Source organism: Pseudomonas sp. AK-TSAG1-1 (assembly GCF_056821665.1).
Genome location: NZ_CM165965.1, coordinates 2,021,761 through 2,047,284, shown reverse-complemented (window position 1 = coordinate 2,047,284; position 25,524 = coordinate 2,021,761). Strand labels below are relative to the sequence as shown.

Genomic DNA, 25,524 nt, shown 5'->3' with positions numbered 1-25,524 from the left:
GAATAATGAACACCCCAGAGCCTGCCTTGAAACACCCCGGCAAGGCAAGCCCCGCAGCGTTCACCCGATCACTTAAAACAGCTCGCCTTTCGCGGCTTTTTCCAGCAACAACGCCGGCGGCGTAAAGCGCTCGCCATATTGCTCGGCCAGATACTGCGCACGCGCGACGAAGTCCTGCACCCCGTACTGATTGATGAACTGCAGCGCACCACCGGTCCATGCGGCAAAACCGATGCCGAAGATCGAGCCGATGTTGGCGTCCGCCGTCGAGGTCAGCACGCCCTCCTCCACACAGCGCACGGTTTCGAGGGCCTGCACGAACAGCAGACGATCACGCACATCCTTGGGCGAAATCTGCCCGTCCGCTTTCTCGAAACGCGTCTTCAGCTCAGGCCACAGATGCTTCTGACCACCCACCGGATAATCGTAGAAGCCAACGCCGGCGGCTTTGCCCGGACGCTTGTATTCATTGAGCAGCAAGTCAATCACGGCGAACGCCGGATGCTCTATCAGCGGTTTCCCTTCTGCTTGCAGGTCTTTGGCCGTTTGCTGGCGGATATGGCTCATCAGGCTGAGGGAAACTTCGTCGGAGATCGCCAGTGGCCCGACCGGCATCCCGGCCTTGCGCGCTTCGGTCTCGATCATCGGCGCACTCACGCCCTCGCCGAGCATGGCAATGCCTTCGTTGGTAAAGGTGCCAAACACCCGCGAGGTAAAGAAGCCGCGACTGTCGTTGACCACGATCGGGGTTTTCTTGATTTGCAGGACGAAGTCAAAACCCCGCGCCAGGGTTTCATCGCTGGTCTGCGCGCCTTTGATGATTTCCACCAGCGGCATTTTTTCCACCGGACTGAAAAAATGCAGGCCGATGAACTTGCTCCGATCCGGCACTGCCGCCGCCAGGCCGGTGATCGGCAAGGTTGAGGTATTGGAGGCAATCACCGCCTCGGCCCCGACCACTAGCTGCGCCGCCGCCGAGACTTTGGCTTTCAGCTCGCGATCCTCGAACACCGCTTCGATGATCAGGTCGCAGCCCGCCAGATCGGCATCATTTTCGCTGGGCTGAATCCGCGCCAGCACCGCTTCGCGTTTTTCGGCGGTCATCTGGCCCCGGGCGACTTTCTTGTCGAGCAATGCCGCCGAATGCGCCTTGCCCTTCTCGGCCGCCGCCAGGTTGATGTCCTTGAGCACCACGTCGATGCCGGCCGAGGCGCTGACGAAAGCGATCCCCGCGCCCATCATGCCCGCGCCGAGCACGCCGACCTTGCGCGTGACATAGGGCGCAAAGCCCTGCGGCCGCGAGCCACCGGCGTTGATTTCGTTGAGCTGAAACCAGAAGGTGCCGATCAGGTTTTTCGAGATTTGCCCGGTGGTCAATTCGGTGAAGTAACGGGTTTCGATCAAGTGCGCGGTGTCGAAGTCCACCTGCGCGCCCTCCACCGCCGCACAGAGAATTTTCTCCGGGGCCGGCAGCGTGCCCTGGGTTTTCGCCCGCAGGATCGATGGCGCAATCGCCAGCATTTGCGCAACTTTCGGATTCGACGGCGTGCCGCCGGGGATCTGATAGCCCTTCACGTCCCAACGCTGCACGGCGTTCGGATTCGCGACAATCCATGCGCGAGCCTTGGCCAGCAGTTTGTCACGATCCGCCGCCAGTTCATCGATCAAACCGGCCTGCAACGCCTGCTGTGGGCGTACCTTTTTGCCTTCGAGCAGATACGGCAGGGCTTTTTCGATGCCGAGCATGCGCACCATGCGCACTACCCCGCCGCCGCCCGGCAGCAGGCCCAGTGTCACTTCCGGCAGCCCGAGTTGCACCGTTGCATCATCCAGCGCCACCCGGTAATGGCAGGCCAGGCAGATTTCCCAGCCACCGCCGAGCGCCGCACCGTTGATCGCGGCGACCACCGGTTTGCCGAGGGTTTCCAGGGTGCGCAGTTGCCCCTTGAGGCTCAGCACCATGTCATAGAACGCTTTGGCTTCGGGTTTGCCGACCTTGATCAGCTCATTGAGGTCGCCGCCGGCAAAGAAGGTTTTCTTCGCCGAGGTTATGATGACCCCGGCGATGCTGTCCTTTTCCGCCAGCAAGCGTTCAACGCAGGCGCCCATGGCCTGGCGGTACACGGCGTTCATGGTGTTGGCGCTCTGGCCCGGCATGTCGATGGTCAGCACGACGATGCCGTCCTGGCCTTTTTCGTAACGAATGGCTTCGCTCATAACAAGGTTCCTTGAATTCGGGGCTCAGAGGCGTTCGATGATGGTGGCAATGCCCATGCCGCCGCCGACGCACAGCGTCGCCAGACCGTAGCGCAGGCGCCGGGCTTCCAGTTCATCGAGCAGGGTGCCGAGGATCGCGCAACCGGTGGCGCCCAGCGGGTGGCCCATGGCGATGGAGCCGCCATTGACGTTGACCTTGTCCGGGTCCACCGCCATGTCCTTGATGAACTTGAGCACCACCGAGGCAAATGCTTCGTTGACCTCGAACAGATCGATGTCCTCCACGCGCAAGCCAGCCTTGGCCAGAGCCTTGCGGGTGGCCGGTGCCGGGCCGGTGAGCATGATCGTCGGGTCAGTGCTGGTCACCGCCGTGGCGACGATTCGCGCCCGTGGTTGCAGGCCGAGCGCACGGCCCTTGGCTTCGGAGCCGATCAACATCAGCGCCGCACCGTCGACGATCCCGGAGCTGTTGCCCGGCGTGTGCACGTGGTTGATCCGCTCGACGTGGCTATAGACCCGCAGCGCCGTAGCATCGAAACCCATCTGGCCGATCATTTCGAAACTCGGCTTGAGCTTGCCGAGGCCCTCCATGGTCGACTCGGCCCGAATGAATTCGTCGTGGTCGAGCAGGATGATGCCGTTCTGATCCTGCACCGGCACCAGCGACTTGTTGAACGAGCCGTCAGCCCGCGCCCGCGCCGCTTTTTGTTGCGAGTGCAGCGCGTAGGCATCGACATCCTCACGGCTGAAGCCTTCCAGGGTGGCGATCAGATCCGCGCCTACGCCCTGCGGGGTGAAGTGGCTGTGCAGGTTGGTTTGCGGATCCAGCGCCCAGGCGCCGCCATCGCTGCCCATCGGCACCCGTGACATCGACTCGACGCCGCCGACCACCACCAGGTCTTCGAACCCGGAACGGACTTTCATCGCGCCAAGGTTCACCGCCTCCAGACCCGAAGCGCAGAAACGGTTGATCTGCACGCCGGCGACGCTGACATCCCAATCAGCTACCTGCACCGCGGTCTTGGCAATGTCCGAACCCTGATCGCCAATCGGCGTGACGCAGCCGAGCACCACGTCATCGACCTGACTGGTGTCCAGCGCGGTACGGCTTTGCAGTGCGGTCAACAGCCCGGCGACCAGATTCACCGGTTTGACGCTGTGCAGCGCGCCATCGGCCTTGCCTTTGCCGCGGGGCGTGCGTAACGCATCGAAAATCAAAGCTTGGGTCATGACGTCCTCGAACCTGTGCGGTGAGTGAATTTCGTGCTGTCACTGTTGTCCCGCGCCGTCGAGGATTCAATGACCACAGCGCTCAATGACGTTGACGTGCACGCTCAGACGGACGGTCATTCAGCATCGGGTGAACCGGTTCAGGTCGGCGAGTTGTCTAGCAAGCGGGCGGCGAAGAAGCTGGCAATGCGCCTCATGCGTTTTTTATCGCTAGCAGCAGCAAATACATACGAAATGGATCTAAGCCGCGCATGACGCGGGCTCTAAGGTAGTACATGTACGTCAGGGTCGTCGGGTTTTGCCGGGGCCGACGTTCTTCAACAGGAAGTGCAGCGTTTGCCGTCATGGATATGCAGGCAAACATCAGGAAATAACAATAAAGGCGGTCAAGCCATGTTCAAACAACCGAAAGTACGTCAAGCAGGGCTCATTCTTTTCGCCACGACGCTGTTGTTGATTTTGCCCAACCTCACCAAGGTCATTGGCTGACTCAAGCGGCAGGCGCCCGTTATCGCCACATAAAATGTGACTGGCCCGCTACCCGGGCCAGCGTGGCTGTGCCAACCTTTGCGCACTTGCACGACATGGACGGCGATCTCTTGAAAACGCTTATTGTGTTCTGGGCCTTGCTACTGAGCATGCCTTTGTCTGCCGCACAGCTGGATTTACAACTGGGCGCCACCAGCCGCACCTGGCAGACCGCGGAACTGCTAAAGCATCCGCAGGCGCAAACCCTCACCATAAAAAATGATGTGTCCTACAAAAAGGACATGACTTATCGCGTCGTACCTGTGGCGGCGCTGCTCACCGGCATAAAACCGGACGATCACTTGCAGGCGGTGGCGCTGGACGGATTTGCCGCCGAGCTGAGCGCTGCACCGCTGCTCAACAGCAAGGGCGCACGGGCGTGGCTGGCGATCGAGGACCCGGCGCAGCCGTGGCCACCGCTGTCCGAGGGCAAACACAGTGCAGGGCCGTTCTATCTGGTGTGGACCGACCCGCAAGCCGGCAACATCAGTCCCGAGCAATGGCCGTTCGAAGTGGCGAGCATCAAGCGCATGGCGCCAGTGGCCGAGCGCTTCCCTGCCCTGTTGCCGGATTCCAAACTGAAAACCGATGACCCGGTGAATCAGGGTTTTGCGCTGTTTCAGAAAAACTGCCTGGCCTGCCACCGCCTGAACGGCGCGGGCGATGCGCAGTTCGGGCCGGATCTGAACATTCCGTATAACCCGACCGAGTATTTCGGCACGGACTTCCTCAAGCGCTACATTCGCGATCCGCAGAGTCTGCGTCAGTGGCCACAAGCGAAGATGCCGGGGTTTTCGGTAGAGGTGTTGCCGGAGGGGGATTTGCAGATGCTGGTTGGCTATTTGCAGCACATGGCTGGGCGCAAGGTTAAGCCCTGAACACTATCCCCTTGTAGGAGTGAGCCTGCTCGCGATCGCGGTGGGTCAGTCAAAAATGGTCTGACTGACATACCTCGATCGCGAGCAGGCTCACTCCTACAGGGGATATGCGTTATTGCTGTTGCACGGAGATAACCGGCGTCGGCGAGACAAACACCTTCGCATGCATCTGCTCGCTCCCCCCGCCTCGACGCATGCCGCGTACCGGGCAGGCATCCAGGTAATCCAGGCCCACCGCCAGTTTCAAATGCCGCTCTGGCCGGGCCAGTTCGTTGGTCACGTCAAAGCTGTACCAGGCGTCATCGAGCCACGCTTCAGCCCACGCATGGCTGGCCAGATGCTCGCAATCTTCGCTGTACAGATAACCCGAGACGTAGCGTGACGGGATCCCCAGGCTGCGCGCGCAGGCCAGGAAGGCATGGGTGTGATCCTGGCAAACTCCAGCACGCCCGGCGAAGGCTTCGGCCGCGCTGGTATCGACTTCGGTGGAGCCCGGCGTGTAAGTCATGTGCTGGTTCAAGCCGTGCATCAGATCAATCAGCGCGGTGCGATCCCGTCGCTGCTTGCAGGATTTGTCGGCAAACGCCCGCAACGCCTCGTCGGCCTCGGTCAGGCGGGTGAAGCGCAGGAACGGCAGCGCCGACTGACTCTCGTGTTCGGCTTCGCGCAACTCGTCGATGTCGACCTGGCCGCGCGCACCGATGATGATCGCTTCGTGCGGCTCGTCCATGGTCAGCACATGCAGGATGTTGCCGAACGGATCGAGCTGGGCGCGCACCGGACGCGGCAGGTCGAGCTGCCAGCTCAACACGTGCTGACGCTCGCTGTCGTGCGGGGTCAGGCGCAGATACTGGATGCTCGCCCGCACCTGATCTTCATAGTGATAGGTGGTCTCGTGGCTTATGGAAAGTCTCATGCAGCCTCCAGGTATGAACTGTGAATGGCGTTGCCCAGCTGGCGCACCAGCGGGATGAATTCGGTGAGCCAGGCGTGCAGGCCTTCGGCAAGGATTTCGTTGATCCCGGTGTAACGCAGACGCGCGTCCATTTCAGCGGCCAGGCGCTGCGCCGGACGGCCGTTCGCCCCAGGTAGCTGGGCGAGGATCTGGTCGATTTCCTCGGTGCAGGCCCGCAACGAGCGCGGCACATCGGCGCGCAACAGCAGCAGTTCGGCGACATGCCGGGCACCGGGGGCATCACGGTAGATCTCGGTGTAGGCCTCGAACGATGAAAGAGCCCTCAGCAGCGCACTCCACTGGTAATAGGCGTGGGCAGTGCCGTCACTGACGGCTTCGGCCTGATCGCCGGCCATTTCATAGCGCGCGTCGAGCAGTCGCAACGTGTTGTCCGCGCGCTCGATGAAGGTGCCGAGGCGAATGAAGCGGAACGCATCGTTGCGCATGATGGTGCCGTAGGACGCACCACGAAACAGGTGCGAGCGTTCCTTGATCCACTCGCAGAAACGGCTCATGCCGTAACGGCCGAGGCCCTGCTCGGCGATCCCGCGAATCTCCAGCCACGTTGCGTTGATGTTTTCCCACATGTCCGCGGTGATCCGCCCGCGCACCGCATGTGCACTGGCCCGCGCTGCGCCCAGGCAGCTGTAGATGCTCGCCGGGTTGGCCGCATCGAGGGCGAAAAAGTGCAGCAGGCGCTCGGCGTGCAGCTCACCGTGGCGCTCCAGGTAATCGTCGAGGGTACCGGTGATCAACAACGGCATGGCCAGTTCGTGCAGACCGTCGCCGCGACCGTCCTGCGGCATCAGCGACAGCGAATAGCTGACATCGAGCATCCGTGCGAGGTTTTCCGCCCGCTCCAGGTAACGCGACATCCAGTACAGATCCGAGGCAGTTCTACTTAGCATGGCAAGCTTCCTTCAATCCTCGACCACCCAGGTATCCTTGGTTCCGCCGCCCTGGGAGGAGTTCACCACCAGGGAGCCTTCACGCAGGGCGACACGGGTCAAACCGCCGGGCACAACCCGGGTTTCACGTCCGGACAAAACGAACGGACGCAGGTCGATATGGCGCGGCGCAATGCCGTTTTCGACAAAGGTCGGACAGGTCGACAGCGACAGCGTCGGCTGCGCGATGTACGCGTGGGGCTTGGCTTTGATCCGCTCGCGGAACGCATCGATTTCCGCGGTCGTCGCCGCCGGCCCTACGAGCATTCCGTAACCGCCGGAGCCCTGGGTTTCCTTGACCACCAGATCCGGAAGATTGGCCAGCACGTGGGAAAGTTCCGAGGGGTTGCGGCACTGCCAGGTCGGTACGTTCTTCAGGATCGGTTCTTCGTCGAGGTAGAAACGGATCATCTCGGTGACAAACGGGTAGACCGATTTGTCGTCCGCCACGCCGGTACCGATGGCGTTGGCCAGCACCACGTTGCCCGAACGATACGACGACAACAGCCCTGGCACGCCGAGCATCGAGTCCGGGCGGAATGCCAGCGGGTCGAGGAACGCGTCATCGAGACGGCGATAGATCACGTCCACCGCTTTCGGCCCGTCGGTGGTGCGCATGAAGACCTTGTCGTCACGCACGAACAGGTCCGCGCCCTCCACCAGTTCGACGCCCATTTCCCGCGCCAGAAACGCGTGTTCGAAGAATGCACTGTTGAAGCGCCCCGGCGTCAGAACCACCACGCTCGGGTCGTCGATCGGGCTTGAGCTTTTGAGGGTGTCGAGCAACAGGTTCGGATAATGGTCGATGGGCGCGATGCGCTGCGCGGCGAACAGCTCCGGGAACAGGCGCATCATCATCTTGCGGTCTTCGAGCATGTAGCTCACGCCGCTCGGAGTGCGCAGGTTGTCTTCAAGCACGTAGTAAGTGCCGTCGCCGTCGCGCACCAGATCGACACCGGAGATGTGCGAATAGATATCGCGGTGCAGGTCCAGGCCCTGCATCGCCAACTGGTACTGCTCGTTGGCCAGCACCTGTTCGGCGGGGATGATCCCGGCCTTGATGATGCGTTGCTCGTGATAAAGGTCGGCGAGGAACATGTTCAACGCCTTGACGCGCTGGATGCAGCCACGCTCGACGATCCGCCACTCGCTGGCGGGAATGCTGCGCGGAATGGTGTCGAAAGGAATCAGGCGCTCGGTGCCCTGCTCGTCCCCATAGAGCGTGAAAGTGATGCCGGCCCGGTGGAACAGCAGATCGGCCTCGCGTCGCCGTTGTGCCAGCAACTCGTCAGGCGTGTCGGCCAGCCAGCGGGCGAACTCCCGGTAATGCGGGCGGACCTGGCCGCCGGCATCGTACATTTCATCAAAATAGGTGCGGATCATGCCGTACTCCTTGTCACCCGGACCTACAGGCCTTCGCAAGGCCCGTGCCAGCGGCATAAACGCTTTGATTTCAATCGGTTGGATAATCACGCCAGCCACACCGCACCATTGCTGTGCGGCAAATGCCCCAACCTGATCGCCCCCGCCTCATTGCGACGCAGTGCTGTCGCCTATCACCAGCATAGTCAGAGTTGATTTCACTGCTTGCGCCGGGCTGCGGATAATCGGCGCATCCGCTGAAAACTTCCCCGCTGAAGGCTTCAGCCTCACTGATCCGGACTGCCAGCGCAGTCCCCGCAGGCCGTAACCCTGACCGGTTTCCTCTCCTTATCGGTCTTCCCTTTAGCCACCCTCTCCGGTGGCTTTTTTTTGCCCGGGATTCTTGTTTCAGGGTTTTGCCACGGGTGGTTCGGCGGCCAGAAACGACAACGGCCGACCCGAAGGTCAGCCGTTGCTCAATACCTGAAACCAGAGATCAGTTCAGACGATGGCGATTACGCACCTCCTGCTTCACGCCCCAGCCTTCGATGATGCCGCCCAGCGGCTCGACCACGGCAGAGAAGCCTTGCTCGAAGTCGCCGATGTCGTCATAGGTTGCGTACATGACTTTGCTCAATTCCAGCGACCAGGCGCCATCGTCGCGCGCACTGACCTGGGCATTGATGGATTCACCGCGAAATTTGCCTGCTGCTCTGCGCGCCCGCTCCTCGTCCGGGAAAATGGCGTAGAACTCGATGGGATGGAATCGGGAAAAGTCGAAACCGCCTTCTTTCATGCGGCGCAGTACATTGCTGCTGATGTCTTCTTGATAGGCTGTGCTCATGAATCGTCCCCCTCGGATAGATGGATAGACTTTCCGTATTCCCGCCCCGGGCCTCTGGCCAAAGTACTGCGACAACGTGGTTGCACGCGGGAAACAAGCATGTAGCTGACAAGACCAGACCTTAGCGATTCGTTCGCTGATCTCGCTTGCAGAGTAGCCTCAAGACAGAGGCGCTGCCAAGGCCTGGCGTATCGGGTGACAAGAAGAATTTCAGATTGGGGTGATGCTGCGGATTTCGATGCTGTTCTGGGATTTCAGGCTTTTCACCCCGGCATCGGCGGTGCGGCCTTCCAGATCGTTCATATCCAGTTCGGCCGCCACGGGCAGGAGCCGTTCCTTGATCAGGCGTGCGGCCTCGTCATCACTGGGGCATTCCGCGCGCTCGAACACCTCATCGACAATTTCACCATGATCGTCCACGAAAGTGACTTTCCACTTTTGCATCGGTGCCTCCTCGATCAAACCCGCAAATGGGCTTACTACTATCTCGACTTTTGGCGAGATTGATCGTTCAAAAGGATTGCATCCGCCGAACATGAAAAAAAATACATCTACTGTGCCGTCGAGCTTCTGTGGGAGCGGGCTTGCTCGCGAAAGCGCTGGATCATTCAACAAATATGTCGAATAACAGGACGCCCTCGCGAGCAAGCCTGCTCCCACACGGGTTTTGCAGGGTTTTTAGTCGTTGCTTGGCTTGTTGATCGCCTGCAGCACGTACTGCGGCAGCGCGAATGCGCCGATGTGGATTTCCGGGTTGTAGTAGCGGGTGACGATGCCACTGCCAATGAAGCGCTGTTGCAGGGTTTCACGGCTCAGCTTGCGGTAGGCCGGGTTGGTCGACCCCCAGGCGAAGGTCATCGAACCACCGATGTAGGTCGGCACGGCCGCCTGATAGAAGTGCCAGTCCGGGAACAGGCTGCGCAGGCGACCGGCGGTGGTTTTGACTTCATCGATCTGCATGAACGGCGTGCCGTTCTGGGTCACCAGGATGCCGCCGTCGTTCAGGCAGCGGTGGCAGGCCTGGTAGAAGTTTTCCGAGAACAGCACTTCGCCCGGGCCGATCGGATCGGTGGAGTCGGAGATGATCACGTCGAACTTTTCAGTAGTGGTGGCGACGAAACGCATGCCGTCGTCGATCACCAGGTTCAGCCGTGGATCGTCGTAGGCGCCCTTGGAATGGTCAGGCAGGAACTCCTTGCACATGTCGACCACGGTGCCGTCGATCTCGACCATGGTGATGTGCTCGACGCCGGCGTGCTTGGTCACTTCGCGCAGCATGCCGCCGTCACCGCCACCGATGATCAGTACGCGTTTGGCGGTGCCATGGGCAAGGATCGGCACATGGGTGAGCATTTCGTGGTAGATGAATTCATCGGCTTCGGTGGTCTGGATCACGCCGTCCAGCGCCATTACCCGGCCCATGCGCGGGTTCTGGAAGATCACCAGGTGCTGGTGTTCGGTGCGCACTTCGTGCAGCAGTTTTTCCATGCGAAAACGCTGGCCGTAGCCTTCGTAGAGGGTTTCCAGGTATTCGCTGGTCTTGGTGACGGTCATGGTCAAGTGCTCCGATGAATGCGCAGGCGTTGATCGTGGGGACGATTACCCGGGAAAGGCGCGCATTCTACGTTGCCGAAGATGACAGGTCGAACCTCAGTTCATCGGCCAACCACAATCCCTTGTAGGAGTGAGCCTGCTCGCGATAGCGCTCTTTCAGTCACAGGTTCAGTGACTGTGGAATAGCTATCGCGAGCAGGCTCACTCCTACAAAGGGTAATGCGGTGTTCTCAGGATCAGATCCGCACGTTGCCCCGTGGCCCGGCGATCGCCCAGATGATCAGGCCGAGCACCGGCAGGAGGATGATCAGCAGGACCCAGAGGATTTTCATCCCGGTCTCGGCGCCGCTTTTCAGCACGTTGATGATGGCCCAGATGTCGAGGGCAAGAATGATCAGGCCGATCAGACCATTGAACGTGGAACCCATGGTGTCACTCCAGAATAGTGGCTTGCACTTTTAGGATAGACGGTCGCGCGCAGGGTTCCCTTTTATTGCGTTCAGACGTGAACAGCGACCTTCAGGGCTTCCAGCGACGGCGCAGCAGCAATGCCGACCTGAGCGCACAACTCCAGCACCCGTGGTACGTCGTTGCCGTAGACCAGTACCACTTGCAGCTCGTCGTCGAGCAACTGGCTGAAGTTCATCAGTGTGTAACCGCCGTTTTCCTTGTTCAGGCTGCTCATCTGCACCTGGATGCGGTTGAGGGCGGTCAGCGCTTCGGTCTTGGCCAGTTGTTTGGGCTTGAGGTTGAAGTCGATGCCCGGGCCGAACGACGCGACGATCTGCGCGAACAGGTCAACGTAGGTGTCGGCCTGGAACAGCACGGTCTCTGGCAGGCTGCCGACCACCACCCACTCGCCCAGCGGGATCGGGAACGTGTCGTCGTAGTTGATATCGGGGTTGGCTGTCAGAAAAGCATCGGCATCGGCGTAGGCCTGCGCGGCCTCGTCGGCCACGTTCAGGATCTCGTCCTCGCCCATGCAGCCGGAGCTGATTTTGCTGATGAGTTCGACGAGTGCGGCTTTCATGAGGGCGGATCCTGTGACGAAGGTGAATTTCGAGGGCGCGAAGGATAGCGCATTGCGACCTCAGGCTGCACACAGAACGACTGTGGCGAGGGCGCTTGCTGTCGCTGGGGCGCGACGCAGCCCTGAATTCAATGATCTGAAAAAACGCATTCAATGAATTCACGACTGCTGCGCAGTCGAGCAGAAGCAAGCGCCCTCGCCACAGGATGTCACATCAACTGGAGAGTCGAGTTTCAGGCCAGCAGTTTTTCCAGCTGCGCCGTGGTATCGACCGCGCCCATGGTCCGGGCCGCGTCCAGCGCGGTGATGCCGTTGGCGTCCTTGGCTTTCGGGTCGGCACCTTTGCCGATCAGGTAATCGACGATTTCAACACGGTTGAACATCGCCGCCATCATCAGCGCCGTACGGCCATCAAAGGACGAACCTTCGATTTCGGCGCCCGCCTCGACCAGCGCCTTGACCACGGCCAGATCGCCCTTGAACGCCGCACCGGCAATCGGGCTCTGGCCATTGCCGTTGCGCAGTTCCGGGTCGGCCTTGTGCTTGAGCAGCACCTGCACCGCATCGATATGGCCGTAGTAACTGGCAAGCATCAGCAGCGTATCGCCCTTGCTGTTCTTCAGGTTGACCGGCAAACCGGCCGTGACCAGGCGATCGAGCATCTCGGCATCACCGTCGCGTGCCTTGTTGAAAACCTGCTCGGTGAATTCGGCAGCTTCTTCAGGGGTCATCTGGCGGCTTTGGTCAGACATGGGGCAACTCCACTTTCGGTTAATCGCAAAGCCGACAGTTTCCCGAGCGCGACGATAGCTGTCACCCCCTTTTTCTCAAGTCACACCATAGCCAATATCAATAGCGGTACTTGCCCTGATCAATATCGGCCAGCACCTGCTCCGTCACCTGTACGTAAGTCTGAGTGCCGGGCAGCCATGCGTAGATCGGGTCATCGCCTGTCTGGCCGGGGTCGAAGCCTTCGTTCTTCAGTCGGGTCTTCTGGTATTTGAAAGTCCCGGTGGTTTCCATTTTCACCTTGACCCGCAAAAACAGCGGCACCGCATAGGCCGGCATGCGCTGACGGGCGAACGCCAGCAGTTCGGCGAAATCCAGGGTCGCCAGGGACTCGGCCGGGGTGATCGCGGCCATTCCGGCGCGGCCATTGGTGTTGCGCACTTGCACACCGTAGGCCACAGCTTCGGAGATGTGCGGATGTTGCAGCAACAGGTTTTCGACTTCAGTGGTCGAGACGTTTTCACCCTTCCAGCGATAGGTGTCGCCGAGACGATCGACAAACTGCGCATGGCCGAAACCGATATTGCGCAGCAGGTCGCCGGTGTTGAAGAAGCGGTCGCCCTTGCTGAACACGTCGCGCAGCACCACCTTGGCGGTTTTCTGCGGGTCGGTGTAGCCGTCCAGCGGAGCTTTCTCGTCGATCCGCGCCAGCAGCAGGCCCTGCTCGCCCTTGCCGACCTTGCGCATGAAACCGTCAGCACTGCGCAGCGGCTCACCGCTGTCGTGGTCGTACGCCACCAGCTCCCAGGCCATCAGCGAGAAGCCGATGGTGTTGTCGAAGTTGAGGATGTTGCTGAAGCCGATGTTGCCGTCGCTCGCCGCGTACAGCTCGCAAATATGCTCGACGGCAAAGCGAGTCTTGAACTCGGCCCAGGCGCCGGGGCGCAGACCGTTGCCGATCATCTTGCGCACCTCGTGACGGCTGTCGTCGGCGCTGGGCGGTTGATCGACCAGATAGCGACACAGCTCGCCGACATAGCCGATGGTGGTCGCGCGATAACGGCGCACGTCACTCCAGAACTGGCTGGCGCTGAATTTGCGGCGGATCGCGAACCCGGAAGCACCGTTGATCGCCGAGCCCCAGCACACGCAGAGGCCGGTGGCGTGGTACAGCGGCAAGGTGCAATAGACGACATCGTCGGGGTGCATGTTCAGGGCGATCATGCCGAAGCTGGCCGAGCTGCGCATCCAGCGGCCGTGCTTGAACACGCCGGCCTTGGGCAGGCCGGTGGTGCCAGAGGTGTAGATGTAAAAGCACGGATCGTCGAAGAACACTTCGCGGCTGCTGGGCGGGTTGTCAGAGCAGGCATCGGCACTGGCGCTGATCAGGTTGATGTAGCCCTCGGGCGCAATGCCCGGGTGGCAGTAGGTGTCACGGTCGGCGATAAACCAGGTGCGCTGCGCCGCAATCGACACTTGCTCGCGGATCGCGGCAAACGCCGGCTGCAATTCCTCACCGAGCACAATCGCCACCGGCGCCACCAGATTCACGCTGTGGATCAGCGTGTCGCGAGTCTGCGAGGTGTTGAGCAGCGCGCTGACCGCGCCGAGCTTGGCCAGCGCCAGAATGGTCACCAGCAATTCCGGGCGGTTTTCGATGAACACCGCCACCACGTCACCCTTGCCGATCCCCTGCGCGCTCAGATAGTGGGCGACGCGATTGGCCCACTGGTTGACCTGCGCATAGGTCAGCAGCACATCGCCCTGCAACAACGCCAGACCTTCGGGATTACGCAGCGTCGCTTGTTCGAATGTCCAGCCAAGCCCACATGCCTGGGTCGGGTCCTTGACGTTGGCCACCTTCATGCCCTTGACCACTCTCGGGAGGGCCTTGGCAATCATCGGCAGTTTGCGGAGCATCATGCCCCAGGTAATCGTGTCGCTCGGCGCGTGACTCATGGCAGCTCCCCGGTCGGCCTGGCTGGCCGTTTTTTATTGTTCGGGCTGTGGCATGACCTGCGTCGTAGGCACAGGTCGAGACCGAAAATACGTCAGTGCTTCTCAGCCTGTACACGCGGTTTTTGCAATGTTTTGTATCCGTCCTGTGACAGCGCACGGCGATGATTGCACCGATGCCGTTTGGTTCCGTTGAACCGGTGACGATCCCGCAAAATGCAGGATGCACGATGGCCATTCATGCAGATTGCACGAGCAGTGCAAATTGCATTATTTATAACTTATTGATTTACAAGGATTTATTGTTTTTGGAATGCTGGCACAATCACTGCAACCTCCTCTGCATGCTTGCCATTCAAGTGCATACGGAGCTGATAGACATGAGCCTGATCCAAGAAAAATTTACCTCCCTGTTCTCCAACTTCAACGTCACCACCGCGCCACGTCCCGATGGCGGGATCCTGCTGACCCTGCGCAGCAGCGAAGGCAAAGTGTTCAAGCGCGCCCTGACGTATCAGCAAATGCACAACGCCGACCAACTGTCGTGGGCAATCAGCGCGATTCGCCGCGACCTGGCAGAACAGGCCAGCGAGCTGCCGCAGATTGCGATGCTGCAAAGTCAGCAACGTTTTGCGCTGCCGACGTATCACTCGCTGTAAGGTTTAAATCGCTTTAAAAAAAACAGGCCGTGGCGCTTTCGCTTCACGGCCTGTTTACATTTGCGGTTGTCACAACCCCCCTGTGGGAGCGGGCTTGCTCGCGAAGGGGGTGTGTCAGGCAACCTCTCTACGTCTGATTCACCGTTTTCGCGAGCAAGCCCGCTCCCACAGGGGACGTGGGTTTTCTAGAATGCTTCGGGTTCGATACCGGTGAAAGTGTCGACGGTGACATGGCTCCCCAGTTCCCCGCCTTCACGCGCCAGGCCGCAGGTCTGCAGGCCGGCCGCTTGAGCGGCGTCAAGTTCTTCGACGATGTCCGAGAGGAACAGGATTTCACCCGCTTCAACGCCGATGGCTTGCTGGATGTTGGTGTACGACTGGGCCTCACGTTTAGGCCCCGACGTGGTGTCGAAGTACCCGCTGAACAGCGGCGTCAAATCCCCCGCTTCCGAGCAACCGAAGATCAGCTTCTGCGCCTGGATCGAGCCCGACGAATACACAAACAGTTGATAACCCGCCGCGTGCCAGCGTTGCAGCGCTTCAACCGCGTCCGGGTAAACATGCCCCTTCAACTGCCCGGCGTGATAACCCTGCGCCCAGACCATGCCTTGCAAGGCTTTGAGCGGCGTGGCTTTGCGATCTTCCTCGATCCAGCTCAAGAGAATCTCAACAACCCGTTCAACATCGGCCTGCGGTGCATTGCTGTCACGGCGCACGGCGTCGAGTTGCTCAGCGACATCGGCACGTTCGGCGTTCTGACGAACAAAATCCGGAAGGTGTTTGGCCGCATACGGAAACAGCACATCAAAAACGAAACTCACCGCGCTGGTGGTGCCTTCGATGTCAGTGACAATGGCTTTGATCGACATCGAATCAGTCCTCAAGACGCGGGAATTGGCCGGCGATGTCTTCGCCGGTGAAGTTGGCGACCCAGCCTTCCGGGTTGTTGAACAGACGGATCGCCACGAAATGCGGATGCTCGCCCATGTCGAACCAGTGTTTGGTGCCGGCCGGTACCGAGATCAGGTCATTCTTCTCGCAGAGCACCGCGTAGACGTAATCGTCGATGTGCAGGGTAAACAGCCCACGGCCGGCGACGAAAAAGCGTACTTCGTCTTCACCATGGCGGTGTTCTTCGAGGAACCTGGCGCGCAGTTCGGCTTTTTGCGGGTGGTCGCTGTTGAGGCTGATCACGTCGACGGTGATGTAACCGCGCTCGGTCATCAGCTTGTCGATCTGCTCTTGGTAAGCGCTGATCACTTCTTCCTGGGTGGCACCGGGCTGGATCTTCGCCGCGGCTTGCCAGCGGTCGAAGCGCACGCCTTGCTCGGCGAGCGTCGAGGCGATGTCTTCGAAATGGGTCAGCACCTTGTTCGGAATGTCAGGGCTGGAAACGTGATAGACGGACAGGCTGCTCATGGGCAATTCCTCGGTATCGGCCTTGCCGTCCGGTTCTTGCAGACCGGTCGGGCAGTGCATTTCATCAGGCGAATGGGCGGCTTCTGGTGAAGTCAGCCTTGGCGGTTCATGACGCTGCGGGTTTTCAACTCGCATTCAAACAGGAATTCGAAGGCCTCGATCTGCCGCAGGGCGTCGCTCATCTGCGCGCCCCAGGTGTAGAGGCCGTGACCGCGAATCAGATAACCGACGCAATCGGGATGGGCGTCGAGCCAAGGCTGCACCTTGGCGGCGAGGCGCGCAATGTCCTGATCGTTGTCGAAAATCGGCACGCGCACCCGTGATTCGTGGGTCGAGATGCCGCTGAAGGCTTTTTGCAGTTCGTAGTCTTCGAATTCGATGAAGTCTTCAGGCGTCAGGCGCGACAGCACCGTGGCGTTGACTGAATGGGTATGCAGCACCGCGCCGATCTCCGCGCGCCAGCTGTAGAGCTGGGTGTGCAGCAGGGTTTCGGCGGACGGTTTTTTGCCCGGTTCCAGGCTGTTGCCGGACAAGTCGGTGGCGAGCACATCGTCCGGACCCAACTGGCCCTTGTGCTTGCCGGACACGGTCAGCAGCGCTTCGCTCGGCGACAGACGCGTCGAGTAATTACTGCTGGTGGCCGGCGACCAGCCGCGACCATAAAGAAAACGCCCGGCGTCGACGATTTGCTGGGCGAGTTGTTCACGCGTAAGGCTCATGGCCTGTCCTCTTGCATACGTGTGGCAATGATAACGGCAGCAGCGAGCGCCGCGAGACTGGCAATACTAAAGGTCAATGTCGCGCCGAGGGCATTCCAGCTGTAACCGGAATACAGCGCGCCCATCGCACCACCGGTGCCGGCCAGCGCCGCGTATAGCGCCTGGCCCTGGCCTTGCTGGCGTGCGCCGAAGCTACGTTGCACGAACGCGATGGCAGCCGCATGAAAGCTGCCGAAGGTCGCCGCGTGCAGCACCTGAGCGAACAACAGCACCCACAGGAACTCGGCGAACGAACCTAGCAGCAACCAGCGCAGCGCCGCCAGCAGAAAACTCGCCATCAATACACGGCGCAGGGAAAACCGCGCGAGAATCCGGCTCATGAACATGAACATCAGCACTTCGGCGACCACACCCACGGCCCAGAGCATGCCGATCACGCCACGGCTGTAACCGAGTCGTTCAAGGTGCAGGGTCAGAAACGTGTAATACGGGCCGTGGCTCATCTGCATCAGCGCGACGCAGCCGTAAAACGCCAGCACACCGGGACTGCGCAGTTGCTTGAGGAAGCCCTCCCCGCCCGGCCGATTACCTTGCGGCGGTTGCGCATTCGGCACCCATAAACTGCTGAGGACGATACCGGCCATGATCAGCACCAGCGCCGCCGGGTAGATGTCGAGGCTCAGCCATTCGAACAGTCGGCCCAGCGCGACCACCGTGATGATGAAACCGATCGAGCCCCACAGGCGAATCTGGCTGTAGCGCGAGGTTTGCCCTTGCAAGTGCGCGAGGGTGATGACTTCAAATTGCGGCAGCACGGCGTGCCAGAAAAACGCATGCAACGCCATGACCATCGCCAGCCAGGCGTAGGTCTTGCTGACGAAAATCAGTGAGAACGTCAGCAGCGTACACACCGCGCCGAAGCGCACGATGGCCAGCCGTTTGCCGGTGTAGTCGCCGAGCCAGCCCCAGATGTTCGGCGCCACGCAGCGCATCAGCATCGGGATGGCTACCAGTTCGCCGATACGAGCGGCGCTGAAGCCGAGGTGATCGAAGTACAGCGCCAGAAACGGCGCTGTCGACCCGAGCAAGGCGAAGTAGAACAGATAGAAACTGGACAGCCGCCAGTACGGGAGCGCCGCCACGGGGTTATGCCGCAGCGGCTTTGAGATCACCCATCAAAGCTGACCCAGCACCGGGGTGCTGACGCGCACGTCGGCGTTCTGCCCACGGTGACGCAACAGGTGGTCCATCAGCACGATGGCCATCATCGCTTCGGCAATCGGTGTGGCGCGGATACCGACGCACGGGTCATGACGGCCCTTGGTGATCACGTCCACCGGATTGCCATGGATGTCGATCGAACGGCCCGGGGTGGTGATGCTCGATGTTGGCTTGAGCGCCAGATGCGCGACGATCGGCTGACCCGAAGAGATGCCACCGAGGATGCCGCCGGCGTTGTTGCTGAGGAAACCTTGCGGAGTCAGTTCGTCACGATGTTCGGTGCCGCGCTGGGCGACGCAGGCGAAACCGGCGCCGATTTCCACGCCTTTGACGGCGTTGATGCTCATCAGCGCGTGGGCCAGTTCGGCGTCGAGGCGGTCGAAGATCGGCTCGCCCAGGCCTGGCATGACGCCTTCGGCCACGACGGTGATTTTTGCGCCGACCGAGTCCTGGTCGCGACGCAACTGGTCCATGTAGGCTTCCAGCTCAGGGACTTTGTCCGGATCCGGACTGAAGAAGGCGTTCTCTTCCACCGAATCCCAGGTCTTGAACGGAATTTCGATCGGGCCGAGCTGGCTCATGTAGCCACGGATGACGATGCCCTGGGTTGCCAGGTATTTCTTGGCGATCGCACCCGCCGCCACGCGCATCGCGGTTTCGCGTGCCGAACTGCGACCGCCACCACGGTAATCGCGCTCGCCGTATTTGTGGTGGTAGGTGTAGTCGGCGTGGGCCGGACGGAACAGATCCTTGATCGCCGAGTAGTCCTTGGACTTCTGGTCGGTGTTGCGGATCAGCAGGCCGATGGAGCAACCAGTGGTGCGGCCTTCGAACACCCCGGAGAGGATTTCGACTTCGTCGGCTTCCTGACGCTGGGTGGTGTGGCGGCTGGTGCCCGGCTTGCGGCGATCGAGGTCGCGCTGCAGGTCTTCGAGGGAGATCTCCAGGCCCGGCGGGCAGCCGTCGACAATGGCGACCAACGCCGGACCATGGCTTTCGCCAGCGGTGGTGACAGTGAACAACTTGCCGTAGGTATTGCCGGACATGCAGGACGCTCCGTGAAATCAAACCCAAATTCGTAATGCGCGCCAGTATACGCAGGCTAACCGACTAGTTCATCCTCGAACCTTAGTGGTGTTGGTGAGTCCAACCGGCACCTTGGCGAATGATGGCGTGATGATGCTGCGAGTTCTGATCTTGAGTCTTACCCTGTTTACCGGCTTTGCCCACGCGACTGTCCTGCAGCGCCCGATCTCTCTGGACACCGGCAGCGGAGAGCTTTTTGGCTCGCTGTTGCTGCCAAAATCCGACAACCCGGTGCCGGTTGTCCTGATCATTTCTGGCTCGGGTCCTACGGATCGTGACGGAAACAACCCCGATGGCGGGCGCAATGACAGCCTCAAGCGCCTGGCCTGGGTGCTGGCCAAACACAACATCGCCAGCGTGCGCTACGACAAACGCGGGGTGGCCGCGAGTCTGCCCGCCACACCCGACGAGCGCAATCTGTCGGTGGACGCCTACGTCAATGACGCCGTGGCCTGGGGCCAGAAGCTGAAAAGCGATCCGCGTTTCGGCCCGCTGATTGTGCTTGGCCACAGCGAAGGCGCCCTTATCGCTACCCTCGCTGCCCCGCGCGCCGACGCAGCTGCGCTGATTTCCCTGTCCGGCAGCGCCCGGCCGGTCGATCAGGTGATCCGCGAACAACTGGCCCGCAGCCTGCCGCCGCCGTTGATGCTGCGCAGTAACGAGTTGCTCGACAGCCTCAAGGCCGGCCACACCGATGCCAACGTGCCGGCGCCGCTGCAACCGATCTTCCGCCCGAGTGTGCAGCCGTACCTGATTTCGCTGTTCCGGCAGGATCCGGCCAAGGCCTTTGCGCAGTTGAAGATGCCGGCGCTGATCGTTCAGGGCAGCAACGACATGCAAGTCGGCGTAGGCGATGCGCAGGCCCTGAAAGCCGCCAAACCCGACGCCGAATTAGTGGTCATCGAAGGCATGAACCACGTCATGCGCATCGTCCCCGCCGATGTGAAGCGCCAATTGGCCTCCTACAAGGACCCGAATTTGCCACTGGCGGCGGAACTGGGCGGCAAACTCATCGAGTTTATTGACGGACTTCGCACCCGTTAACCGTAGTTTGCCCTCTAGTCTTGTCAGAAACGGCCGATAAGCCTTTGTCGCCAGCGTACCGGCTGGCGACAAGCAGGGCTTGGACAGGATCTCGCCGTTATGACTGATACCCCGACTTCACCCGACACCACCGCTGAAAAAGACGCACCGCCAGCGGTCGAGCTGCCGTGGGCGGACGTCCACGTCGAGCACCACAAGATGCTCCGCCTGGCCCCGCTGCAGACTGACCGTCACACCGGTGGCCGGCCGTTGCGCTTTGTCGAATTCGGCTACGCCGAGCGCAACAGCAAAGAACACAGCCTGATGCGCATGGCGATCAAACTCCCCGGCCAGCGCGTGCGCAAAGAGCAGAACCAGCTGGACGTGTGGGTCAATCACACCACCAAGCGTGTGCATTTCGGCCCCGACAGCGGCTTGCAGATCGAACCGTTGAACCGTGGCATCGGTCGTTTCGTGGCTGCACAGGGCATCAACTGGGCGAAAAAACGCTGGCCCGCCTACACCGTCGACGGCATGGACCTGAGCAACAAGGACGCGCTGAACGAAGACACCCGTCTGCGTCGCGATCACTTCTTGCGCGTGCATGGTTTCGACGTGGTTTACGCCGATGCCCAGCATTTGAAGGGCAGCGTCAAAGAGGTGCAGGTCGGTGACTTGCTAGGCGACTGGAACAGCGAAAAGCTGCAGATCGTCGAGATTCTCGAAGCCGCGCAAATGCTGCAGCAGGCCGAGCAGAACCTGGCTGAGCAGGAAGTGAAGCTGAAGAAGCAGGAAGATAAGGTCAGCAAGTTCAAGCGTGAAGACGCAGGCTTGCGCTTCACCATTACCTGCCTTGTGGCGTTTGCAGTGTTTCAGGCGGGGTTGTTGATCTGGATTGCTACGCACCGATAGACCGCGTTGCGACCATTGGCGAGCAGGCTCGCTCCCACAGGGAAATGCATTCCAACGGTGGGAGCGAGCCTGCTCGCGAAGCTTTAAGGCTTAAACACGGGAGGCGAACACGGCCTGATGATCGCGGCACTGCTCGGCTGTCAGCATGAACACGCCATGCCCGCCACGCTCGAAATCGAGCCAGGCGAAGTCGACTTCCGGGTACAGCGCTTCGACGTGCACCTGGCTGTTGCCCACTTCGACAATCAGCAAGCCCTTCTCGGTCAGATGATCCGCCGCTTCGGCGAGCATCCGGCGCACCAGGTTCAGACCATCGTCACCACAGGCCAGGCCCAGCTCCGGCTCGTGCTGGTACTCGTCCGGCATGTCGGCGAAATCTTCCGCATCGACGTACGGCGGGTTCGACACGATCAGGTCGAAACGCTGCCCCGGCAGACCATCGAAACCATCGCCCTGCACGGTATACACACGCTCGTCGACGCCATGGCGCTCGATGTTCTGATTGGCCACTTCCAGCGCTTCGAATGACAGGTCCGCCAGCACTACTTCAGCGTTCTGGAATTCATAGGCGCAAGCGATACCGATGCAGCCGGAGCCGGTGCACAGGTCGAGAATACGTGCCGGCTCGTCGCCGATCCACGGCGCGAAGTGGTTTTCGATCAACTCGCCAATCGGCGAACGCGGGATCAGCACACGCTCATCGACAATGAACGACATCCCGCAGAACCATGCCTCGCCCAGCAGGTAAGCGGTCGGGATGCGCTCCTCGATGCGGCGCTTGAGCAAGCGCTGCAGGTTGACCAGTTCGTCGTCTTCCAGCGCGCAATCGAGATAGCTGTCGGCGATTTCCCACGGCAGGTGCAGCGCACCGAGCACCAACTGCCGGGCTTCATCCCAGGCGTTGTCGGTGCCATGGCCGAAAAACAGATCCTCCCCATGGAAGCGGCTGACGGCCCAACGGATGTGGTCGCGCAGGGTACGAAGTCGGGAAGTGATCACGGGGCAGAACTCCAGAAAAAACGACTGGCGATTCTACCAGCCAAAACGCGCGCCGACGACGCAGGAAAATTAGCGGAGCGACAGTAGGACTTTTCTGATTTTTGCATCAGCTATTGAACAGAACGTGTAACTTGACAAGGCTGCAGGCCAGTAACGACGGTGTCTACGATGGTAGCGGTTCACAGAACCGCTCAGCCAGAGGACAATGCCGCAAAAGCCCCACCCCAAGGAGCCCCGAATGTCCGTTCCAAAAACGATGTTTCAACTCAGCGGTCGCGGTTACGCAGCGGCCACACTGAGCCATGCCACCGTGGTCATCATCGATGCCCAGAAAGAGTACCTCAGTGGCCCGCTGGCCCTGAGCGGCATGGACGCGGCCGTCGCGAACATCAAACAACTGGTCGCTGCGGCCCGTGCAGCCGGTCGGCCGATCGTGCACGTGCGTCATCTCGGCACCGTCGGCGGCCTGTTCGACCCGCAGGGCGAACGCGGCGAGTTCATCCCGGGACTTGAGCCACAGGGTGATGAAACCATCATCGGCAAACTGCTGCCGAGCGCCTTCCACGGCACCGAGCTGCTCGATCGTCTGCAGAACCTCGGCTCGCTGGACCTGATCGTCTGCGGTTTCATGAGCCACTCCAGCGTCAGCACCAGCGTGCGCGCGGCGAAGAACCTGGGCTTCCGCTGCACGCTGGTGGAAGACGCCTGCGCCACCCGTGACCTGCCATTCAAGGGCCGTGTGCTCAGCGCCGAACGGGTGCAGGAAGCCGAAATGGCCATCATGGCCGACAACTTCGCCACCCTCGCGCTGACTCAAGACCTGATCTGATTGCGCATCGTTGAGCGGCTCACAGCGCCGCTCATCCGCAAAAGCCTCGCATTTGCTTCAATTGCCTTAGCCTCAGGAACAACCCGGTCAACTCCCGGTCGAAGGGCCGATACCCATTGAGGAAGGTCGGAATGAAGTTATCCGATGGATTTGACGCACGCCGCTTGCGGCCCAAAGGCCAAAGCAACTGGCGTTTTCGATTCGGCGCAGCGATCGCCGCCATTCTGGCGATGTTCGGTGTGCTGCTGGCGATGGCCGGGGCCGCCAGCCTGCTGGGGCACCCGCCGGCGCTCGGCGAGCTGAATGCCACGCCGATGGGTTCGGCGATCATTCTGGCGGTCGGCTTGTTGTTCCTGTACTTCGGCGTGGCCCTGTGGCGTCGCTGCCGACGTCGCGCCCGGCAATCGCGGGAACTGAACATGTCCCCGCACCTGATGAAAAAACACGACTGAATCACCGGCCTGGCTTTTTGCCGGGCCGTTTTGTTTCGACTTGGGTAAACTGGCCGCCCTTCGCGGAGGCTGACATGCAAGACGACGATTTTTCCCTGTTCAAAAGTGCGATCCAAGGCGTCAAGCCGATCAAGCACGACCGCGCCGACACCGGCAAACCCAAGGCTGACCGCGCACAGATCGCCAAGCTGCGCCAGTCCGCCACCGTGCGCACCGAAACCACCACCGTGGATGGCCTGTCCGATCAGTTCGTGATCGACGTCGGCCCAGAAGACGAGTTGATGTGGGCCCGCGACGGGGTGCAGGAAAGCCAGATGCGCAAGCTCAAGATCGGGCAGATCCCGTTCGAAGGCAGCCTCGACCTGCACGGCATGAACGTGGAAAAGGCCCGCGAAACCCTCTGGGCATTCCTGGCCGAAGCAACCAGGTTCGAAATCCGCTGCGTGCGCGTCACCCACGGCAAGGCCGTGCGTCTGGACGGCAAGCGGCCGATGATCAAAAGCCACGTCAACACCTGGCTGCGCCAGCATCCGCAAGTGCTCGGTTTCACTTCGTGCCAGGCCAAACACGGCGGTGCCGGCGCGGTTTACGTGATGCTCAAACGCACCATGATGGAAGGCCGCGACGAATAATCGCGTTACACCGAACTTGCAGGGTCGTGTCCGCCACCGTACCCTTGCCCTTTGCGAAAATCCCCACAGGTAGTTTCATGTCCCTGGAACAGAATTACACCGCCATGTTCAGGGGTTTACAGTAGGTTCCTAGAGTAAATGAAATCAGGGGCTTTGCACCGAGGAAAACCTAGAATTTCACGCTAATACACACCTATTGGTACAGAAATTGGTACGGAATGGTTATCCCACATACATCGAAAAAGCCCCGCATCGCTCGAAACGATGCGGGGCTTTTTCATTGTTGAATGCTGTCTTGATGGTAAACCGAATGGCTGGTTTCGGCCAGATGCGGACGGTCAACCCAGTAAACGACGCTGGTTAAAAATGGCTGATTGTTGCCTTTCGCGAATGGCAGCAACCCAGAGCAGCCATTGGCGAGCGAGAGTCGAACCTTCAAGTCTTTATACAGACGCGTCGCGATGATGCGGTTGGCTCATTCGTGACACTACGCGGTTAGGGATGAAGTAGGTTGACATTTGGGGCTCGGTCTAACTATGCCAACCAGGCGAGGCCGAGCTCCCAAGATCGCACGCAGCGATGTTGATACCCGCCAGGCATTGCTCCGTTGCGGGATGGAGCTACTGACCGAGCAAGGATTCAAGGCCACCAGCATCGAGCTGGTGCTCAATCGCATCAGACGATGGGCAAAAGACGCGTGTTTACCATCCGCAGGAGATGGCGAGCCACGTCGTTCACACCCTTGTTCTGCGCCACGACCTGCGCGCCCTCCAGCAGTAGTGTCAGCTCTTGGGCCTGGTTGATCGGTTCCGGCAATGCGGCCGACTGGCACAACGTTCTCAGCCGTTGGAACTGCCGCTGCTTGTGCGCCTCGATCAATTGCCGTGCGGGATGCAACGGGTCGGCAAGCTCGGCAAGGCTATTAGTGAAAGGACAGCCTCGATAGCCCGACGTGGCCAGGCCTGCCGCGATGAATTCGGCAAACCCTAATAATTGCCTCTTAGGCTGTTCAGGCCATTGCTGTGCCAGCCCATCAAGCACTGCGTTGTACTCCTCCGTGAGCAGTCGCAGCCACTCCAACACCAGCAAATCCTTGGTCTCGAAATGTCGGTACAGCGTCATTTTGGTCGAGCCTGCCAAGGCGGCGATGGCGTCCACCGTCACTCGTGCAATGCCCTGTTCAAAAAAAAGAGCCTGTGCGGCATCAATGATGCGCTCACGCGGTGGCAACTGCGCGACGCCTTCAGGGCGGATGGACTTTTTCACGGCTAGCACTCTCTGGCGATCATATTACGCTTGACAAAGATACTACACAGTATCGCATGATACCATCAAGTATCTCA

The 25,524-nt window shown here is 60.5% G+C and carries 27 protein-coding genes; 8 read left to right on the top strand and 19 right to left on the bottom strand.

What is annotated here, in order from left to right; translation table 11 throughout:
• Nucleotides 1–72: 72 nt before the first annotated feature.
• Together AC1UK9_RS09440 and AC1UK9_RS09435 are read right to left on the bottom strand one after the other, a co-directional pair.
• Nucleotides 73–2,217: a 3-hydroxyacyl-CoA dehydrogenase NAD-binding domain-containing protein gene (locus AC1UK9_RS09440; protein WP_473015002.1), complete on the bottom strand. Its 2,145-nt coding sequence runs from the start codon at nt 2,215–2,217 to the stop codon at nt 73–75.
• A 24-nt stretch (nt 2,218–2,241) separates the two neighbouring features.
• Nucleotides 2,242–3,447, bottom strand: a complete 1,206-nt coding sequence (locus tag AC1UK9_RS09435) for an acetyl-CoA C-acetyltransferase (protein ID WP_150369867.1) — start codon at nt 3,445–3,447, stop codon at nt 2,242–2,244.
• Nucleotides 3,448–3,471: 24 nt separating this feature from the next.
• Between AC1UK9_RS09435 and AC1UK9_RS09430 the strand changes: the two genes are divergently transcribed.
• Together AC1UK9_RS09430 and AC1UK9_RS09425 are read left to right on the top strand one after the other, a co-directional pair.
• On the top strand, nt 3,472–3,702 hold the full coding sequence (locus tag AC1UK9_RS09430) for a hypothetical protein (RefSeq protein ID WP_482579913.1): 231 nt from the start codon (nt 3,472–3,474) through the stop codon (nt 3,700–3,702).
• Between the two features lie 329 nt (nt 3,703–4,031).
• Nucleotides 4,032–4,853, top strand: a complete 822-nt coding sequence (locus AC1UK9_RS09425; protein WP_482580462.1) for a c-type cytochrome — start codon at nt 4,032–4,034, stop codon at nt 4,851–4,853.
• A 112-nt stretch (nt 4,854–4,965) separates the two neighbouring features.
• Here AC1UK9_RS09425 and AC1UK9_RS09420 read toward each other — a convergent pair whose 3' ends face one another.
• The 10 genes from AC1UK9_RS09420 to AC1UK9_RS09375 all read right to left on the bottom strand — a co-directional run bounded on the left by AC1UK9_RS09420 (nt 4,966) and on the right by AC1UK9_RS09375 (nt 14,233).
• Complete coding sequence (locus AC1UK9_RS09420; RefSeq protein WP_025113341.1) at nt 4,966–5,769, bottom strand: transglutaminase family protein; 804 nt, start codon at nt 5,767–5,769, stop codon at nt 4,966–4,968.
• On the bottom strand, nt 5,766–6,716 hold the full coding sequence (locus tag AC1UK9_RS09415) for an alpha-E domain-containing protein (RefSeq protein ID WP_025113342.1): 951 nt from the start codon (nt 6,714–6,716) through the stop codon (nt 5,766–5,768). Before AC1UK9_RS09415 ends, AC1UK9_RS09420 begins: the two co-directional genes overlap by 4 nt.
• A 12-nt stretch (nt 6,717–6,728) precedes the next feature.
• Nucleotides 6,729–8,138, bottom strand: a complete 1,410-nt coding sequence (locus AC1UK9_RS09410) for a circularly permuted type 2 ATP-grasp protein (RefSeq protein WP_025113343.1) — start codon at nt 8,136–8,138, stop codon at nt 6,729–6,731.
• A gap of 475 nt (nt 8,139–8,613) precedes the next feature.
• Complete coding sequence (locus AC1UK9_RS09405; RefSeq protein WP_007960698.1) at nt 8,614–8,961, bottom strand: ribonuclease E inhibitor RraB; 348 nt, start codon at nt 8,959–8,961, stop codon at nt 8,614–8,616.
• Between the two features lie 210 nt (nt 8,962–9,171).
• On the bottom strand, nt 9,172–9,405 hold the full coding sequence (locus tag AC1UK9_RS09400) for a hypothetical protein (RefSeq protein ID WP_025113344.1): 234 nt from the start codon (nt 9,403–9,405) through the stop codon (nt 9,172–9,174).
• A 234-nt stretch (nt 9,406–9,639) separates the two neighbouring features.
• The gene (speE, locus tag AC1UK9_RS09395; RefSeq protein WP_025113345.1) at nt 9,640–10,515 is read right to left on the bottom strand and encodes a polyamine aminopropyltransferase; all 876 of its coding nucleotides are present in this window, start codon (nt 10,513–10,515) and stop codon (nt 9,640–9,642) included.
• Nucleotides 10,516–10,751: 236 nt separating this feature from the next.
• Nucleotides 10,752–10,943 (bottom strand): PLDc N-terminal domain-containing protein, encoded by a 192-nt coding sequence (locus tag AC1UK9_RS09390; RefSeq protein WP_003223221.1) that lies wholly within the window; start codon nt 10,941–10,943, stop codon nt 10,752–10,754.
• A 71-nt stretch (nt 10,944–11,014) separates the two neighbouring features.
• Nucleotides 11,015–11,545 carry a hypothetical protein gene (locus AC1UK9_RS09385; RefSeq protein WP_473014998.1) on the bottom strand — a complete coding sequence of 177 codons (531 nt, stop codon included), beginning with the start codon at nt 11,543–11,545 and terminating at the stop codon, nt 11,015–11,017.
• Between the two features lie 233 nt (nt 11,546–11,778).
• The gene (locus AC1UK9_RS09380; protein ID WP_025113347.1) at nt 11,779–12,297 is read right to left on the bottom strand and encodes an ankyrin repeat domain-containing protein; all 519 of its coding nucleotides are present in this window, start codon (nt 12,295–12,297) and stop codon (nt 11,779–11,781) included.
• Nucleotides 12,298–12,394: 97 nt separating this feature from the next.
• Nucleotides 12,395–14,233, bottom strand: coding sequence for a long-chain-acyl-CoA synthetase (locus AC1UK9_RS09375; RefSeq protein WP_025113348.1), 1,839 nt, complete (start codon nt 14,231–14,233; stop codon nt 12,395–12,397).
• Between the two features lie 377 nt (nt 14,234–14,610).
• Between AC1UK9_RS09375 and AC1UK9_RS09370 the strand changes: the two genes are divergently transcribed.
• Complete coding sequence (locus AC1UK9_RS09370; protein WP_025113349.1) at nt 14,611–14,889, top strand: DUF3509 domain-containing protein; 279 nt, start codon at nt 14,611–14,613, stop codon at nt 14,887–14,889.
• Nucleotides 14,890–15,074: 185 nt separating this feature from the next.
• Here the strand turns inward: AC1UK9_RS09370 and mtnC are convergent, their stop codons facing one another.
• The 5 genes from mtnC to aroC form a co-directional block, all read right to left on the bottom strand.
• Complete coding sequence (mtnC, locus tag AC1UK9_RS09365) at nt 15,075–15,758, bottom strand: acireductone synthase (RefSeq protein WP_473014996.1); 684 nt, start codon at nt 15,756–15,758, stop codon at nt 15,075–15,077.
• A 4-nt stretch (nt 15,759–15,762) separates the two neighbouring features.
• On the bottom strand, nt 15,763–16,308 hold the full coding sequence (locus AC1UK9_RS09360) for a 1,2-dihydroxy-3-keto-5-methylthiopentene dioxygenase (RefSeq protein ID WP_473014995.1): 546 nt from the start codon (nt 16,306–16,308) through the stop codon (nt 15,763–15,765).
• 92 nt (nt 16,309–16,400) lie between these two features.
• Nucleotides 16,401–17,027 (bottom strand): methylthioribulose 1-phosphate dehydratase, encoded by a 627-nt coding sequence (locus tag AC1UK9_RS09355; protein ID WP_025113352.1) that lies wholly within the window; start codon nt 17,025–17,027, stop codon nt 16,401–16,403.
• Nucleotides 17,024–18,169 carry an MFS transporter gene (locus AC1UK9_RS09350; RefSeq protein ID WP_482579912.1) on the bottom strand — a complete coding sequence of 382 codons (1,146 nt, stop codon included), beginning with the start codon at nt 18,167–18,169 and terminating at the stop codon, nt 17,024–17,026. Before AC1UK9_RS09350 ends, AC1UK9_RS09355 begins: the two co-directional genes overlap by 4 nt.
• Nucleotides 18,170–18,202: 33 nt before the next feature.
• Nucleotides 18,203–19,294, bottom strand: coding sequence for a chorismate synthase (aroC, locus tag AC1UK9_RS09345; RefSeq protein WP_025113354.1), 1,092 nt, complete (start codon nt 19,292–19,294; stop codon nt 18,203–18,205).
• Nucleotides 19,295–19,424: 130 nt separating this feature from the next.
• On the opposite strand from aroC, the gene AC1UK9_RS09340 reads away from it, so the two are divergent.
• Together AC1UK9_RS09340 and AC1UK9_RS09335 are read left to right on the top strand one after the other, a co-directional pair.
• Nucleotides 19,425–20,378 carry an alpha/beta hydrolase gene (locus AC1UK9_RS09340; protein WP_025113355.1) on the top strand — a complete coding sequence of 318 codons (954 nt, stop codon included), beginning with the start codon at nt 19,425–19,427 and terminating at the stop codon, nt 20,376–20,378.
• Between the two features lie 99 nt (nt 20,379–20,477).
• Nucleotides 20,478–21,269: a hypothetical protein gene (locus tag AC1UK9_RS09335; protein WP_025113356.1), complete on the top strand. Its 792-nt coding sequence runs from the start codon at nt 20,478–20,480 to the stop codon at nt 21,267–21,269.
• A gap of 90 nt (nt 21,270–21,359) precedes the next feature.
• Here the strand turns inward: AC1UK9_RS09335 and prmB are convergent, their stop codons facing one another.
• A complete protein-coding gene (gene prmB / locus AC1UK9_RS09330; protein WP_025113357.1) occupies nt 21,360–22,268 on the bottom strand; it encodes a 50S ribosomal protein L3 N(5)-glutamine methyltransferase in 909 nt (302 codons plus the stop codon).
• A gap of 238 nt (nt 22,269–22,506) precedes the next feature.
• Between prmB and AC1UK9_RS09325 the strand changes: the two genes are divergently transcribed.
• The 3 genes from AC1UK9_RS09325 to AC1UK9_RS09315 all read left to right on the top strand — a co-directional run bounded on the left by AC1UK9_RS09325 (nt 22,507) and on the right by AC1UK9_RS09315 (nt 24,181).
• Complete coding sequence (locus AC1UK9_RS09325; protein WP_025113358.1) at nt 22,507–23,097, top strand: cysteine hydrolase family protein; 591 nt, start codon at nt 22,507–22,509, stop codon at nt 23,095–23,097.
• A gap of 131 nt (nt 23,098–23,228) precedes the next feature.
• Nucleotides 23,229–23,549 carry a hypothetical protein gene (locus tag AC1UK9_RS09320; RefSeq protein WP_025113359.1) on the top strand — a complete coding sequence of 107 codons (321 nt, stop codon included), beginning with the start codon at nt 23,229–23,231 and terminating at the stop codon, nt 23,547–23,549.
• Between the two features lie 74 nt (nt 23,550–23,623).
• Nucleotides 23,624–24,181 (top strand): Smr/MutS family protein, encoded by a 558-nt coding sequence (locus AC1UK9_RS09315; protein WP_473014993.1) that lies wholly within the window; start codon nt 23,624–23,626, stop codon nt 24,179–24,181.
• Between the two features lie 675 nt (nt 24,182–24,856).
• On the opposite strand, the gene AC1UK9_RS09310 is transcribed toward AC1UK9_RS09315, so the two are convergent.
• On the bottom strand, nt 24,857–25,447 hold the full coding sequence (locus AC1UK9_RS09310; RefSeq protein WP_482579911.1) for a TetR/AcrR family transcriptional regulator: 591 nt from the start codon (nt 25,445–25,447) through the stop codon (nt 24,857–24,859).
• Nucleotides 25,448–25,524 lie beyond the last annotated feature (77 nt).